Source organism: Enterobacter sp. N18-03635 (genome assembly GCF_004006055.1).
Lineage (GTDB): Bacteria > Pseudomonadota > Gammaproteobacteria > Enterobacterales > Enterobacteriaceae > Enterobacter > Enterobacter vonholyi.
Genome location: NZ_CP034769.1, coordinates 495,935 through 510,029 on the forward strand (window position 1 = coordinate 495,935; position 14,095 = coordinate 510,029).

Sequence of the window (14,095 nt, forward strand, 5' to 3'; positions counted from 1 at the left end):
CAGGAGCCTCTAAATGGAACAGAATAAAGGTTTTTGGTATGCCGACTGGTCGTTCCCGATCTTCGTTGGCCTGCTCTCCTCCGGCGTGTTTGCCGGGACGCACATGTACTACCTCTACGGCATCGGCGCGTTTAACGAAGTGGCCTTCGTGGCGATGCTGAAAGCGGGCATTGATACCGGCGTTTACGGCGCGGTGGCGGCGTTTGGCGCGAGCTTCCTGTTCGCCCGTATTATCGAAGGGTCGCTGGTTGGTATTCTCGACATCGGCGGCGCGATCCAGACCGGCGTGGGCCTTGGCGTTCCGGCGCTGCTGCTGGGCGCGGGGATCATGTTCCCGGTGACCAACTTCATTGCTTCGCTGATCACCGGCCTGGTGATTGGCCTGGCGATTGGCTACGTCATCATCCTGGCGCGTAAGTTCACTATCAACCAGAGCAACTCCACCTACGGCGCAGACGTGATGATGGGGGCTGGCAACGCCTCCGGCCGCTTCCTCGGGCCGTTGATTATTCTCAGCGCCATGACCGCCTCCATTCCAATCGGCGTCGGTTCGCTGGTGGGTGCGCTGCTGTTCTACATCTGGCAGAAGCCGATTACCGGTGGCGCTATCCTCGGCGCGATGATTCTGGGCTGGCTGTTCCCGGTCGCCCTTTAATACCCGCGGGCGCTCCGACGCCCGCCTTTTCAGGAGATCCTCATGTTTGATTTACTCCTGCGCCGCGTGCGCCGCGTGCGCCTCGCCGACGATACCCTGACCGATATCGCGATTCAGGACGGGAAGATTGCCGCGACGGGCGACATTGACGCTCCCGCTCGCAAGACGGTTGATCTTAACGGTGAAGTGTTCGTCAGCGCAGGCTGGATTGACTCCCACGTACACTGCTATCCGAATTCCCCGATTTACCACGACGAGCCGGACAGCGTGGGCATTGCCACCGGCGTCACCACCGTAGTGGACGCGGGCAGTACCGGGGCCGACGACGTGGACGATTTCTATGCGATCACCCGCAGGGCCTCCACCGAGGTCTTTGCCCTGCTGAACATCTCCCGCGTGGGGCTGATTGCCCAGAACGAGCTGGCCAACATGGCCAATATTGACGCCGACGCGGTGAAGCAGGCGGTGACGCGCCACCCTGATTTTATCGTCGGCCTGAAGGCGCGCATGAGCAGCAGCGTGGTCGGTGAAAACGGCATCACGCCGCTGGAGCGTGCCAAAGCCATTCAGAAAGAGAACGGCGACCTGCCGCTGATGGTTCACATTGGCAACAACCCGCCGAACCTCGACGAAATTGCCGAGCTGCTGAGCTCCGGCGACATTATCACCCACTGCTACAACGGCAAGCCTAACCGCATTCTTACGCCGTCCGGCGAGCTGCGCGCCTCCATTTCCTCCGCCCTGAAGCGCGGCGTGCGTCTGGATGTCGGCCACGGTACGGCGAGCTTTAGCTTTGAGGTGGCGAAACGCGCCATCGCGATGGGCATCCTGCCGCACACCATCAGCTCGGACATCTACTGCCGCAACCGCATCAACGGCCCGGTGGGCTCGCTGGCAAGCGTGATGTCGAAGTTTCTCGCCATCGGCATGTCCTTACCGCAGGTGATTGACTGCGTCACCGCGAACGCCGCCGACGGCCTGTGCCTGGCGCGCAAGGGCCGCATTCAGCCGGGTCTCGACGCCGATCTGACGCTATTCACCCTCAAACATCAGCCGACGGTGCTGACGGATGCCGAAAACGACAGCCTGCAGGCTGAATACATTCTGGTGCCGCTTGCCGCGATCCGCGCGGGCAAGGGCTACATGACCGAACAAGGGAGCACGGAACATGCCTTCGATTTATGAGAAGTACAACTTAAAGCAGGTGATCAACACCTCTGGCCGCATGACGGCGCTCGGCGTCTCCACGCCGCGCCCGGAAGTCGTGCAGGCGGCGATGGACGGCATGAATCACTATTTCGAGATGAAGGATCTGGTCAACAAAACCGGGGAATACATCGCGAAGCTGCTGGACGTGGAAGGGGCGACGGTGGTTTCCTGCGCGTCGGCGGGCATTGCCCAGTCCGTGGCGGCGGTGCTGGTAAAAGACAGCGACTGGCTGCTGGAAAACCTGCACGTCACCCCGATTGAGAACAACGAGATCGTCCTGCCGAAAGGCCACAACGTGAACTTCGGCGCGCCGGTGGGCACCATGGTGGCGCTGGGCGGCGGCAGGCTGGTGGAGGCGGGCTACGCCAATGAATGTTCCGCCGATCAGCTGGCGGCGGCGATCACCCCGCGTACGGCGGCGATCATGTACATCAAATCTCACCACTGCGTGCAGAAAAGCATGCTCAGCGTCGAGCAGGCGGCGGTTGTCGCACGTAAACACGACTTGCCGCTCATCGTGGATGCCGCGGCGGAAGAGGATCTGCACGCGTACTACCGTTCCGGCGCGGACCTGGTGATCTACAGCGGCGCGAAGGCGATCGAAGGCCCAACCAGCGGTCTGGTGATCGGCAAAACCCGGTACGTTGAGTGGGTTAAGCGCCAGACGGCGGGCATTGGCCGCGCGATGAAGGTCGGCAAAGAGGGCATTCTCGGCCTGACCTGCGCCATCGAACACTACCTGACGGCCACTAAAGAGAGCGGCGCCGAGATGGTGGCGAAAATGACGCCGTTTATCGACGCGCTCAATACCCTGAACGGCGTGACCGCGCGCGTGGTCTGGGACAGCGCCGGTCGCGATATTGCCCGCACCGAGATTAAGTTTGACGAAGTCACGACCGGCGTCGGCACGGGCGATCTGGTGGCGAAGCTCAAGCAGGGCGAGTACGCCATTTACTTCCGTGGCTACAAGGCCAACGAAGGGATTATTGAGGCGGACGTGCGCAGCGTAAACGCTGACCAGCTGAACATCGTGTACCGCCGCATTAGTGAAGTATTAGGACAGGAGAAAAACGCATGAAACTGACCCCCAACTTTTACCGTGACCGCGTCTGCCTGAACGTGCTGGCTGGCTCAAAGGCCAACGCCAGCGCCATCTACGAGGCGGCGGAAGGCCACGTGCTGGTGGGCGTGCTCTCCAAAAACTACCCGGACGTGGCGAGCGCTGTTGCCGATATGCGCGAATACGCGAAGCTGATTGATAACGCGCTGTCTGTTGGGCTGGGCGCGGGCGACCCGAACCAGTCGGCGATGGTGAGTGAAATCTCCCGTCAGGTACAGCCGCAGCACGTTAACCAGGTTTTCACCGGCGTGGCCACCAGCCGCGCGCTGCTGGGGCAGAATGAGTCCGTAGTCAACGGTCTGGTCTCTCCGACCGGCACCGTTGGCATGGTAAAAATCTCCACCGGCCCGCTGAGCAGCAAAGCGCCGGACGGTATCGTGCCGGTTGAAACCGCGATTGCCCTGCTGAAAGATTTCGGCGGCAGCTCCATCAAATACTTCCCGATGGGCGGCCTCAAGTGCCGTGACGAGTACAAGGCGGTAGCGGAAGTCTGCGCCCGCCACGACTTCTGGCTGGAGCCGACCGGGGGTATCGATCTGGAAAACTATGAGGAGATCCTGCAGATCGCCCTCGACGCGGGCGTGAGCAAAATCATCCCGCATATCTACAGCTCGATTATCGACAAAGCCAGCGGCGATACGCGTCCGGAAGACGTGCGTACGCTGCTGGCGATGACGAAGAAGCTGGTTAAATAAAACAAAACTAAACCGCACATACCTGAAGGAGCCACCATGCACACCCGTACCCTGCTTGTCGCTTCACTCTCAATGTTCGCCACCGCCGCTGTCGCCCAGACGCAATACGCCTGGGTGGGTACCTATAATCCGAACGGTGAAGGGCTGTACCGTTTTACTGTTAACCCGCAAACCGGCGCGCTGAAAGATAAAACGCTGGTGAGCAAACTGCCGAATGCGGCGCAGTTGACCCTTTCACGGGACGGCAGAACGCTGTATCTGGCAAGTGAAGTAGAGCAGGGCGTGGTGCAGGCGCTGCGCGTCGGCGATAACGGTGAGCTGAGCGAGCTGAATAAGGTGGCCTCCGGCGGTGCGGGGCCGGTGTATCTCTCCCTGACGCCGAACGGCAAGCATCTTCTGGTGGCGAACTACGTCAGCGGATCGATTGCCATTTTACCCGTCAACGCAGACGGCAGCCTGGGTGTAGCCACGGACAAACGTCAGGATCAAGGCGAACCGGGCGCGGCGAAGCCGGAAGCTGCCGTCGAGGGCAGTTTCGCGATCAGCGATCATAACGGCCCGCATGCGCACATGATCGCCGCCGATCCGAGCGGGAAATACGTGTTTTCGACCGATCTTGGGCTGGATCGCATCTATCAGTACCGCTTTGACGATCGGACAGGAAAGCTGACGCCGAACGATCCGCCGTTTATCAGCGCCTCCTCAAAAGGGGCCGGGCCGCGCCACTTTGTCTTTACGCCAAAGGGCGATGCCCTGTGGCTGATTAACGAAGAGGCGTCTACGCTCACCCGGTATACCGTGAACGCCAACGGCACCTTAAAAGAGGGCAAAACGCTTTCAGCCCTGCCTGAAGGTTACAAAGGCACCAGCTTTGCTGCCGGTCTGGCGTTAAGCGCAGACGGCAAACAGCTGTATGTGGCTAACCGTTTGCATAACAGCATCGGGCACTTTACCGTAACGGCGGAGGGCACGCTGACGCATCAGGATGACGTGTGGACGCGTGGTGATTACCCGCGCACCCTGACGCTCGATAAGCAGGGACGCTGGCTGTACGTCATGAACCAGCGCAGCGACAACATTACCCGTTTCCGCGTGGCGCAGGACGGGAAATTGAGCTTCGAACCGGACTATACCCCGGTCGGCAGCCCATCCCAGATGGTCATTTCACCTTAAGCCGTAAGAGGACAACGACGTGCGATTTCCGAACCAACGTTTAGCGCAACTTTTCGAACTGTTGCAAAACGAGACGCTGCCGCAGGACGAACTGGCGCAGCGGCTGTCGGTTTCCACGCGAACCGTCCGTGCCGATATCACCGCCCTGAACGCGCTGCTGGCAAGCCACGGCGCGCAGTTTATCTTGAGCCGGGGCAACGGCTACCAGCTCAAAATTGACGATGCGGCGCGGTATCAAGAGCTGCAGGCCTCCCACCCGCGCGCGCTGCGTATCCCCCGCACCGGGCCGGAGCGCGTGCATTATCTGGTGGTGCGTTTTCTGACCTCGGCATTTTCTCTTAAGCTGGAGGATCTGGCGGACGAGTGGTTTGTCAGCCGCGCCACGCTGCAAAGCGACATGGCCGAAGTCCGCGAGTGGTTTCATCGCTATAACCTGACGCTGGAAACGCGTCCGCGCCACGGCATGAAGCTGTTTGGCAGCGAGATGTCGACCCGCGCGTGCCTGACCGATCTGCTCTGGGAGCTGGCCCAGCAGGACAGCCTGAACCCGCTGGTGACCGACGTGGCGCTGAATGCGGGCGTGGCGGAGCAGATGGTGCCGGTGCTGCACGACGCCCTGACGCGTCACCACATTCGCCTGACCGATGAAGGCGAGCTGTTCCTGCGCCTGTACTGCGCGGTGTCGGTACGGCGCATCAGCGAGGGCTATCCGCTGCCGGAATTCCACGCCGAAGACGTGGAAGAGAACGTGCGCGAGGCGGCTAAGGATATCGCCGTCACCATCCAGCAGCTGGCGGGCAAGGCGCTTTCGCCATCAGAGGAGAGCTGGCTGTGCGTGCACATTGCGGCGCGGCAGATTCAGGAGATCGCGCCTAGCGCCATTAACGCTGACGACGACGAGGCGCTGGTCAACTACATCCTGCGCTATATCAACACTCACTATAACTACAACCTGCTCAGCGACGCGCAGCTGCACGCGGATCTGCTCACGCACATCAAAACCATGATCACCCGCGTGCGGTATCAAATCATGATCCCCAATCCGCTGCTGGATAACATCAAGCAGCACTACCCGATGGCGTGGGATATGACGCTGGCGGCGGTGTCGAGCTGGGGCAAATACACGCCGTATGCGATCAGCGAAAACGAGATTGGCTTCCTGGTGCTGCACATTGGCGTCGGGCTGGAGCGCCACTACAACATCGGCTACCAGCGCCAGCCGCGCGTGCTGCTGGTATGCGACGCCGGTAACGCGATGGTCCGCATGATTGAGGCGGTGCTGCAGCGTAAATATCCGCAGATTGAGGTGACGCGCACGCTCACCCTGCGCGAGTACGAGGTTGCGGAAACCATTGGCGAAGACTTTGTGATAGCCACCGCACGCGTCAGCGAAAAGTCGAAACCGGTAGTAACGATCGCCCCGTTCCCGACCGACTATCAGTTAGAACAGATTGGCAAACTGGTGCTCGTGGACCGCACCCGCCCGTGGATGCTGGATAAATACTTCGATGCAGCCCATTTCCGCATTATCGACAAGCCAATCGATCAGCAGACGCTCTTCCGCGAGCTGTGTGAACAGCTTGAGGCAGAAGGCTTTGTCGGCGCGGAGTTTCTGGATTCGGTTGTTGAGCGTGAAGCCATCGTCAGCACCATGCTCGGCGACGGCATTGCGCTCCCGCACTCCCTCGGCCTGCTGGCGCAGAAAACGGTGGTCTACACCGTGCTCGCCCCGCAAGGCGTTCAGTGGGGCGACGAAACCGCGCACGTTATCTTCCTGCTCGCCATCAGCAAAAGCGAGTACGAAGAGGCGATGGCGATTTACGATATCTTCGTCACCTTCCTGCGCGAGCGGGCGATGTCGCGGCTCTCTAGCTGCGGAGATTTTGCCGGGTTTAAGGCGGTGGCTATGGAGAGTTTGAGTCGGTTTTGAGGTAAGGGCGGACGGATAACATCCGCCTTTGCTCAACGCAGATGATGCACTACCTGGTTACTGCTGCCGCGCCAGATCAAAGACGGGTCTTTTAAATCCTGCACGAACTTGCCGTCGACCAGCACGTTAATCAGATCCACCACTTCCATCTGCTGCGCATTCAGTTCATCCAGCCTGTAGCCTGTCCAGACCCAGATATCTTTTCCCGCACACTCTGCACGAATGCGCTTCACCAGCTTCAGAATATCCGGCACGTTTTGCGGGTGCAGCGGATCGCCGCCGGAGAGTGAAATCCCCTGGCGTTTGATGCGCGTGTCGTTCAGATCGCGGATGATTTTATCTTCCATCTCCGCGGTGAACGGCATGCCGGAGTTCAGACGCCAGGTGCTTTTGTTGTAACAGCCGGGGCATTCGTGGACGCAGCCTGAAACGAACAGGGTGCAGCGGGTGCCGGGGCCGTTGACGATGTCGACAGGGTAGTACTGGTGATAGTTCATAGCGAATAACTACACCGGGTGGCGCTGCGCTTACCCGGCCTACAAAAGAGAGCGGTCCGTAGGCCCGGTAAGCGCAGCGCCACCGGGCATTAACGTGGCAGAGGATTAACCGATCTGCCCATTCCCCAAATGCTTGACGCGACGCTTCACCTCTTCCTGCTTGCCGGCGTTAAACGGACGCGCGTCCGGGCTACCGAGATAGCCGCATACGCGACGGGTCACGGATACGCGAGCCGCATCGTGGTTGCCGCATTTCGGGCAGGTAAAGCCTTTACTCGTACACTCGAACTCACCGGTAAAGCCGCATTCGTAGCACTCGTCGATAGGCGTGTTGGTCCCGTAATACGGCACGTGCTGGTAGCTGTAATCCCACACGTCCTCCAGCGCCTTAAGGTTGTGCTGAATGTTCGGGTACTCGCCGTAGCAGATGAAGCCGCCGCTGGCGATCGGCGGATACGCCGCTTCGAAGTCGATCTTGTCGTACGGGTTCACCTTTTTCTCCACGTCGAGGTGGAAGCTGTTGGTGTAGTACCCTTTGTCGGTCACGCCTTCCACAATCCCGAACTCGGCGGTGTCCAGACGGCAGAAGCGGTCGCACAGGTTCTCACTCGGCGTGCTGTAGAGGCTAAACCCGTAGCCAGTTTCCTCTTTCCACTGGTCTACCGCGTCGCGCAGGCGCTGAACGATGGCGATCCCTTTTTCGCGCAGGGCTTCGCTGTCGTACATGTGCGTGTCGCCAAACAGCGCGTTGATGGTTTCGTGAATACCGATGTAGCCCAGCGAAATGGACGCGCGACCGTTTTTGAAGATCTCGGATACGTCATCGTCCGCCTTCAGGCGCACGCCGCAGGCCCCTTCCATATAGAGGATCGGCGCGACGCGGGCTTTGACCCCTTCAAGACGCGCAATGCGGGTCATCAGCGCTTTGCGCGCCAGCTGCAGACGTTCATCCAGCAGTTTCCAGAACTCAGCTTCATTACCTTTCGCTTCCAGCGCGATGCGCGGCAGGTTCAGGCTGATGACGCCCAGGTTGTTGCGCCCGTCGTGGATCTGCTCGCCGTTTTCATCTTCATACACGCCGAGGAAGCTGCGGCAGCCCATTGGCGTTTTAAACGAACCGGTGACTTTCACAACCTGGTCGTAGTTCAGGATGTCCGGATACATGCGCTTGCTCGCGCACTCCAGCGCCAGCTGTTTGATGTCGTAGTTCGGATCGCCAAACTTGTGGTTCAGGCCGTCGCGAATGGCAAACACCAGTTTTGGGAACACCGCGGTTTTGCGGTTTTTACCGAGGCCAGAAATACGGTTGCGAAGGATCGACTGCTGGATCAGGCGTGATTCCCAGCTGGTGCCCAGGCCAAAGCCGAAGGTCACAAACGGCGTCTGGCCGTTGGCGGTGTGCAGCGTGTTCACCTCATATTCCAGCGACTGGAAGGCATCGTAGCACTCTTTCTCGGTACGGGAGTGCGCGTAGCCGTCAGCGTCCGGGATCTGCCACTCTTCGGCCGTTTTACGGTGCTTGTTGAAGCTTGCCGTCACGAACGGGGCCAGCACTTCATCAATGCGGTTAATGGTGGTGCCGCCATAAATATGGCTGGCGACCTGGGCGATAATCTGCGCCGTGACCGCGGTGGCCGTGGAGATCGACTTAGGCGGTTCAATCTCCGCGTTACCCATTTTAAAACCGTGGGTCAGCATGCCTTTCAGGTCGATCAGCATGCAGTTGAACATCGGGAAGAACGGCGAATAGTCGAGATCGTGGTAGTGAATTTCGCCGCGCTCGTGCGCCGAGACTACGTCGCGCGGCAGCAGATGCTGACGGGCATAGTGTTTGGCGACGATGCCGGCCAGCAGGTCGCGCTGGGTCGGGATCACTTTACTGTCTTTGTTGGCGTTTTCATTGAGCAGGGCAGAGTTGGTCTGCTCTACCAGACCACGGATCTCCTGGTTCAGACGCCCGCGCTTCTCACGCTGCACATCACGATCGTGACGGTACTCAATGTAGGCGCGCGCCAGCTGCTTGTAGGGCCCCGCCATCAGCTGGTTTTCAACCGCGGTCTGGATCTCATTGATATCGACCTGGCTGCGTTCGTTCATCTGGCTGCTAACGACTTCTGCGACGGTGGCGCAGTAATCTGCGTCATCGACTCCCGCTGCTTTAGCTGCACGCAGAATGGCTTCCTGGATGCGCTCTGATTTAAACGGCACTTTACAGCCATCACGTTTCATCACATGCGGTGTCATGATCACTCCATTTTTGAAAACAGGTTATCCACAGAGGTGGAGAAGTCTTCTCCGGGCGTATTCCCCGCCAGGCCAAAGACTTCCCGCGTTCCCAGCTCGTGTTATCCACAATTCCGGCCAGCGTAAGCGCCGTCTTGTTGTTGGAATAGTAGACGATAAATACAAGATGTTGGGTTGGCGTGCATTTTAAGTGCTACATATAGTGATTTGCATCAAACATGTTTGCGATTTATTTGATGCAGAACAAAGTAAAAAAACGAGAGTACAAACGACGGGCGCTTCAGCGATTGTAAAGGCGCGAGAGAAAAATCTGATTAATTACTCAACAAAAACAGTTAAGTAAGCCGGGTGCTGAGCCGCACCCGGCAGGGAATGCTACTGCTGCAACCACCAGACGGCTTCAAACGGACGCAGCGACGTCGTTTGCGGTGTCGGGTAGTTACTCATCAGCACCTGCAACTTACCGCTGAGAAGGTCTGTCTGCCATTCCTGAGGCGTATTACTCAGGTTTGCCGCAACAATCAAGGTCTGTCCCTGCCACTGGCGGCGATAGCACCACAGAGAAGGATGCTCCGGCAGGAGATCTTCATAATCTCCCCACGTCAGCACCGGCAGGGTTTTACGCAGGCCGATCAGCGACTGGTAGGTGTAGAACACCGAATCCGGGTCGTCGAGCGCCGAGCGGGCGTTCACGGTTTCGTAATTATCGCAGACGCCAATCCACGGTTCGCCCTCGCTAAAGCCCGCGTTGTGCGACGCGTCCCACTGCATTGGCGTGCGGCCATTATCCCGGGACTTACTCGCCAGAATCGCCAGTAATTCATCCGGATCGCGGCCGTTGGCGCGCAGTTCCGCGAACATGTTCAGGCTTTCCACGTCGCGGTAATCGGTGATGCGGCTGAAGTGCGGGTTGGTCATCCCCAGCTCCTCACCCTGATAAATATACGGCGTGCCCTGCATGCCGTGCAGTACCATGCCGAGCATCTTCGCGGCGTGAACCCGGTATTCCCCTTCGTCGCCAAAGCGCGACACAATGCGCGGCTGATCGTGGTTACACCAGAACAGCGCGTTCCAGGCTTTGTTGTGCATCCCCTGCTGCCAGTGGCGGAAGAGGGTTTTGAGCGCCACGAAGTCCGGCTTCGCCAGCGTCCATTTTTCGCCGCCCGGGTAGTCCACCTTCAGGTGGTGGAAGTTAAAGGTCATCGACAGCTCGCGCCCGTCGAGCGACGCGTACTGCTGGCAGTTCTCCAGCGAGGTTGACGACATCTCGCCCACCGTCATCAGGTTGCGCGGGGTGAAGACGTCGCGGCTCATCTCCTGGAGATATTCGTGGATGCGCGGCCCGTCAGTGTAGAAGCGGCGACCGTCGCCAATGGTGTCGTCCGGGAAATCCTGATCTTTCGAAATCAGGTTAATGACGTCGAGGCGCAAGCCGTCCACGCCGCGATCGGCCCAGAATTCGCACACCTTTTTCAGCTCGGCGCGCACCGCCGGGTTTTCCCAGTTGAGATCGGCCTGCTCCGGCGCGAAAAGGTGCAGGTAATACTGCTCGCTCTCCGCGTGCCAGCGCCAGGCGTTGCCGCCAAACTTGGAGCGCCAGTTGTTGGGAAGCTGCTCCGGCGTGCCGTCTCGCCAGATGTAGAACTGGCGGTACGGGCTCGCTTTGTTCAGCGACTCGCGGAACCAGGCGTGCTGCGTGGAGGTGTGGTTAAACACCATGTCCAGCACGATGCGAATGCCGCGCGCGTGCGCCTCAGCGACCAGCTCGTCGAAATCATCCAGCGTGCCGTAGGCCGGGTCGATGGCGGTGTAGTTTGCCACGTCGTAGCCGTTGTCCACCTGCGGAGAGATATAAAACGGCGTCAGCCAGATGGCGTCGATGCCGAGGGTTTTCAGGTAGTCCAGACGCTGCGTCACGCCGCGCAGATCGCCGGTGCCGCTGCCGGTGGTGTCCTGGAAACTCTTGGGGTAAATCTGGTAGATAACGCCGTTTTGCCACCAGTGAGGAAGGGTATTCATAGTGTGTTCCTGCAAATGCGAAGGGGCGCAACTGCGCCCCGAAAGAGAGAGATTAAACAATCTGCAGCGAGCCCTGACGGAACTTACGCTGGTAAACCACGGTGGTGAGCGCCATTGGGACGATAATCGCGATGGCCATCGCCAGGGCAAACACCTGCCAGTAAGCGGGCTGGATGGAGAGGATGCCCGGCAGGCCGCCGACGCCAATCCCGTTTGCCATTACGCCGTTCAGTCCGCACACCAGGCCCGCCAGACCGGAACCGATCATCGCGCAGAGCATCGGGAAGCGGTATTTCAGGTTGATACCGTACATCGCCGGTTCGGTGACGCCGAGGTAGGCGGAGATGGCCGCCGGAACGGAGATCTCGCGTTCGTTGTGCTTGCGGCTGACGATGATGATGCCGGTCACCGCGGACGCCTGAGCAATGTTAGACAGGGCGATAATCGGCCAGACCGGCGTGCCGCCGAGGCTCTGGATCATCTGCATATCAATGGCCAGCGTGGTCTGGTGCACGCCGGTGATCACCAGCGGGGCGTACAGGAAGCCAAACAGCGCGGCGCCAATCGGGGCGAAGCTGCCGGTCATCAGGTGACGCACCGCGAAGGCCACGCCGTCACCAATCATGCGGCCAAACGGACCGATAAAGGCGTGCGCCAGGAACACCGCCAGGATCAGCGAGCACACCGGCACCACCACCAGATAAAGGTAATCCGGCACGATGCGCTTCAGTCGTGTTTCAATAAAGCCCAGCGCCAGACCCGCCAGCAGGGCCGGAATGACCTGCGCCTGATAGCCCACTTTGGCGATGGTAAACAGGCCGAAGTTCCACACCTCAGGCACCTGCTGACCAAGTAAGTAAGCGTTCATTAACTGTGGAGAGACCAGCGTGACGCCCAGCACGATTCCGAGAATCGGCGTGCCGCCCATTTTACGCACCGCGGACCAGCAAATCCCGACCGGCAGATAGAAGAAGATCGCCTCGCCAATCAGCCACAGGAAATCGTAAACGGTTTTCAGCGCCGGATACATCTGCGCCAGGGTTTTACCGTCGCTCATCGGCACATCGCCGATGACGTTACGGAAGCCTAAGATCAAGCCCCCACTGATCAGCGCGGGCAGCAGCGGGAAGAAAATCTCCGCGAAGTGGGAAATCAGCTGCTCGTGCCACTTCATATTCTGGCGCGCGGCCTTCTTCGCCTGCTCTTTATCGGCGGAGGAGTGCCCGGTTGTCGCCAGCAGAGCCTGATAGTAATCGCCCACTTCGGTACCAATAACGACCTGGAACTGACCGGCGTTGGTGAAGCAGCCTTTAACCATGGAGAGTTCTTCAATGGCCTTCGGGTTGGCTTTGGCCGGATCGTTCAGCACGAAGCGCAGGCGGGTAATGCAATGGCTGACGGTGGCGATGTTTTCGCGGCCGCCGACCAGGACGATCAGCCGATCGATATCTGCTTGTTTGACTTTACTCATCATGAAACCTCATGACAGATGGTGAGGGGGGTAATGACCTGAGCGCAAGCCTACTCCTTCAGCGTGGCGGCGAAAATGGGAACGTTCCCGAAATCGGGCGAAGATCACAATAATCTGTTTTATGGCGATTACGAAAGGTGAGCGGGAATGACGATCTGACGCGGCTCAGCGCGCCCGTTTATCTGCTCGATCAGCTGCGCGGCGGCCTGTCTGCCGGATTCGGCGTAGCCCGGGTCGACGGTGATGATCTCCGGGTGCAGGAACTTCATCAGCGGCGTGCTGCCGACGCTCGCCACCTGCAGGTTATCGATACGCTGCTCCTGCAGATATTTGCTGGCACCCAGTGCAAGGGTATCCGTGGCGCACACCAGCGCGGTGGTCTGCGGCGTCAGTACGCTGGCGACCTGCTCGTAGCCCTGCTTCATGCCCAGACCCGGCAGGGAGGCCACGGCGGAAAGATTGTGCTTTTTGCAAAAGGCCAGGTAGGCCTCATGACGACGCTTGCCGGTGGTGACGTCCGCGTGCGGGACGCCGAGGAAGCTGATGTGGCGATGGCCTTCGTCAAACAGGCGCTGCATCAGGGTGATAATCGCGCCCTCGTCGTCATAGCAGACGGAGGCAAACCCGTGGGCATCGCGCGCCAGCAGCACCAGCGACGGCTGCCAGGGTTTTAGCATCTCGTCTTTGATGCCGGTAAAGCCGAACAGCACCACGCCGTCAATGTTGCGCCGCTGGAGCATGCCCAGATGCTCTTCCACCAGCTGTGGCGAGAACTGGCTCTCCATCATGATCGGATCATATCCCTGCTCGTAGAAGGCGGGCAGCATGGTCTGCACGGCGAGGTTTTCAGACAGAGAGTCCAGACGCGAGACAATGATGGCGACCACTTTATCGCTTTGCCCGCGCATGGCTCGTGCGGAGCGGGAAGGGGAAAAGCCGTGCTGATTCATAACCGCCTCGACGCGCTCGCGGGTGCGTTCGCTGACGCCGCTTTCGTTATTCAGCACGCGTGAGACGGTCGATTTCCCCACGCCGCTTAAACGCGCGATGTCTTTAATCGTAAGGCGGTTCTGCATGCTGTA

Annotated in this window: 11 protein-coding genes; 6 read left to right on the forward strand and 5 right to left on the reverse strand. The window is 59.5% G+C overall.

Annotation, left to right across the window (positions count from 1 at the left end):
* Positions 1-13 precede the first annotated feature (13 nt).
* Genes ELK40_RS03085 through ELK40_RS03110 form a run of 6 tightly spaced genes read left to right on the forward strand, consistent with a single transcriptional unit; the run spans position 14 to position 6,782 of the window.
* Positions 14-655, forward strand: coding sequence for a DUF4310 family protein (locus ELK40_RS03085; protein ID WP_003856081.1), 642 nt, complete (start codon positions 14-16; stop codon positions 653-655).
* Between the two features lie 42 nt (positions 656-697).
* Complete coding sequence (locus ELK40_RS03090; protein WP_127729388.1) at positions 698-1,840, forward strand: amidohydrolase/deacetylase family metallohydrolase; 1,143 nt, start codon at positions 698-700, stop codon at positions 1,838-1,840.
* Positions 1,824-2,942 (forward strand): DgaE family pyridoxal phosphate-dependent ammonia lyase, encoded by a 1,119-nt coding sequence (locus ELK40_RS03095; RefSeq protein ID WP_115876603.1) that lies wholly within the window; start codon positions 1,824-1,826, stop codon positions 2,940-2,942. Before ELK40_RS03090 ends, ELK40_RS03095 begins: the two co-directional genes overlap by 17 nt.
* On the forward strand, positions 2,939-3,679 hold the full coding sequence (locus ELK40_RS03100) for a KDGP aldolase family protein (RefSeq protein ID WP_127729390.1): 741 nt from the start codon (positions 2,939-2,941) through the stop codon (positions 3,677-3,679). The genes ELK40_RS03095 and ELK40_RS03100 overlap by 4 nt, the downstream gene beginning before the upstream one ends.
* 36 nt (positions 3,680-3,715) lie before the next feature.
* Positions 3,716-4,852 carry a lactonase family protein gene (locus ELK40_RS03105; protein ID WP_127729392.1) on the forward strand — a complete coding sequence of 379 codons (1,137 nt, stop codon included), beginning with the start codon at positions 3,716-3,718 and terminating at the stop codon, positions 4,850-4,852.
* 19 nt (positions 4,853-4,871) lie between these two features.
* Complete coding sequence (locus ELK40_RS03110; protein ID WP_127729394.1) at positions 4,872-6,782, forward strand: PRD domain-containing protein; 1,911 nt, start codon at positions 4,872-4,874, stop codon at positions 6,780-6,782.
* A gap of 32 nt (positions 6,783-6,814) precedes the next feature.
* On the opposite strand, the gene nrdG is transcribed toward ELK40_RS03110, so the two are convergent.
* From nrdG to treR, 5 genes are all read right to left on the reverse strand, one after another.
* The gene (gene nrdG, locus ELK40_RS03115; RefSeq protein WP_127729396.1) at positions 6,815-7,279 is read right to left on the reverse strand and encodes an anaerobic ribonucleoside-triphosphate reductase-activating protein; all 465 of its coding nucleotides are present in this window, start codon (positions 7,277-7,279) and stop codon (positions 6,815-6,817) included.
* A gap of 105 nt (positions 7,280-7,384) precedes the next feature.
* Complete coding sequence (gene nrdD / locus ELK40_RS03120) at positions 7,385-9,523, reverse strand: anaerobic ribonucleoside-triphosphate reductase (RefSeq protein WP_008501397.1); 2,139 nt, start codon at positions 9,521-9,523, stop codon at positions 7,385-7,387.
* Between the two features lie 375 nt (positions 9,524-9,898).
* The gene (gene treC / locus ELK40_RS03125) at positions 9,899-11,542 is read right to left on the reverse strand and encodes an alpha,alpha-phosphotrehalase (RefSeq protein ID WP_115876598.1); all 1,644 of its coding nucleotides are present in this window, start codon (positions 11,540-11,542) and stop codon (positions 9,899-9,901) included.
* A gap of 52 nt (positions 11,543-11,594) precedes the next feature.
* Positions 11,595-13,013 (reverse strand): PTS trehalose transporter subunit IIBC, encoded by a 1,419-nt coding sequence (treB, locus tag ELK40_RS03130; protein ID WP_029739268.1) that lies wholly within the window; start codon positions 13,011-13,013, stop codon positions 11,595-11,597.
* A 128-nt stretch (positions 13,014-13,141) separates the two neighbouring features.
* Positions 13,142-14,089, reverse strand: coding sequence for a trehalose operon repressor TreR (gene treR, locus ELK40_RS03135; RefSeq protein WP_032651468.1), 948 nt, complete (start codon positions 14,087-14,089; stop codon positions 13,142-13,144).
* Positions 14,090-14,095: the final 6 nt, after the last annotated feature.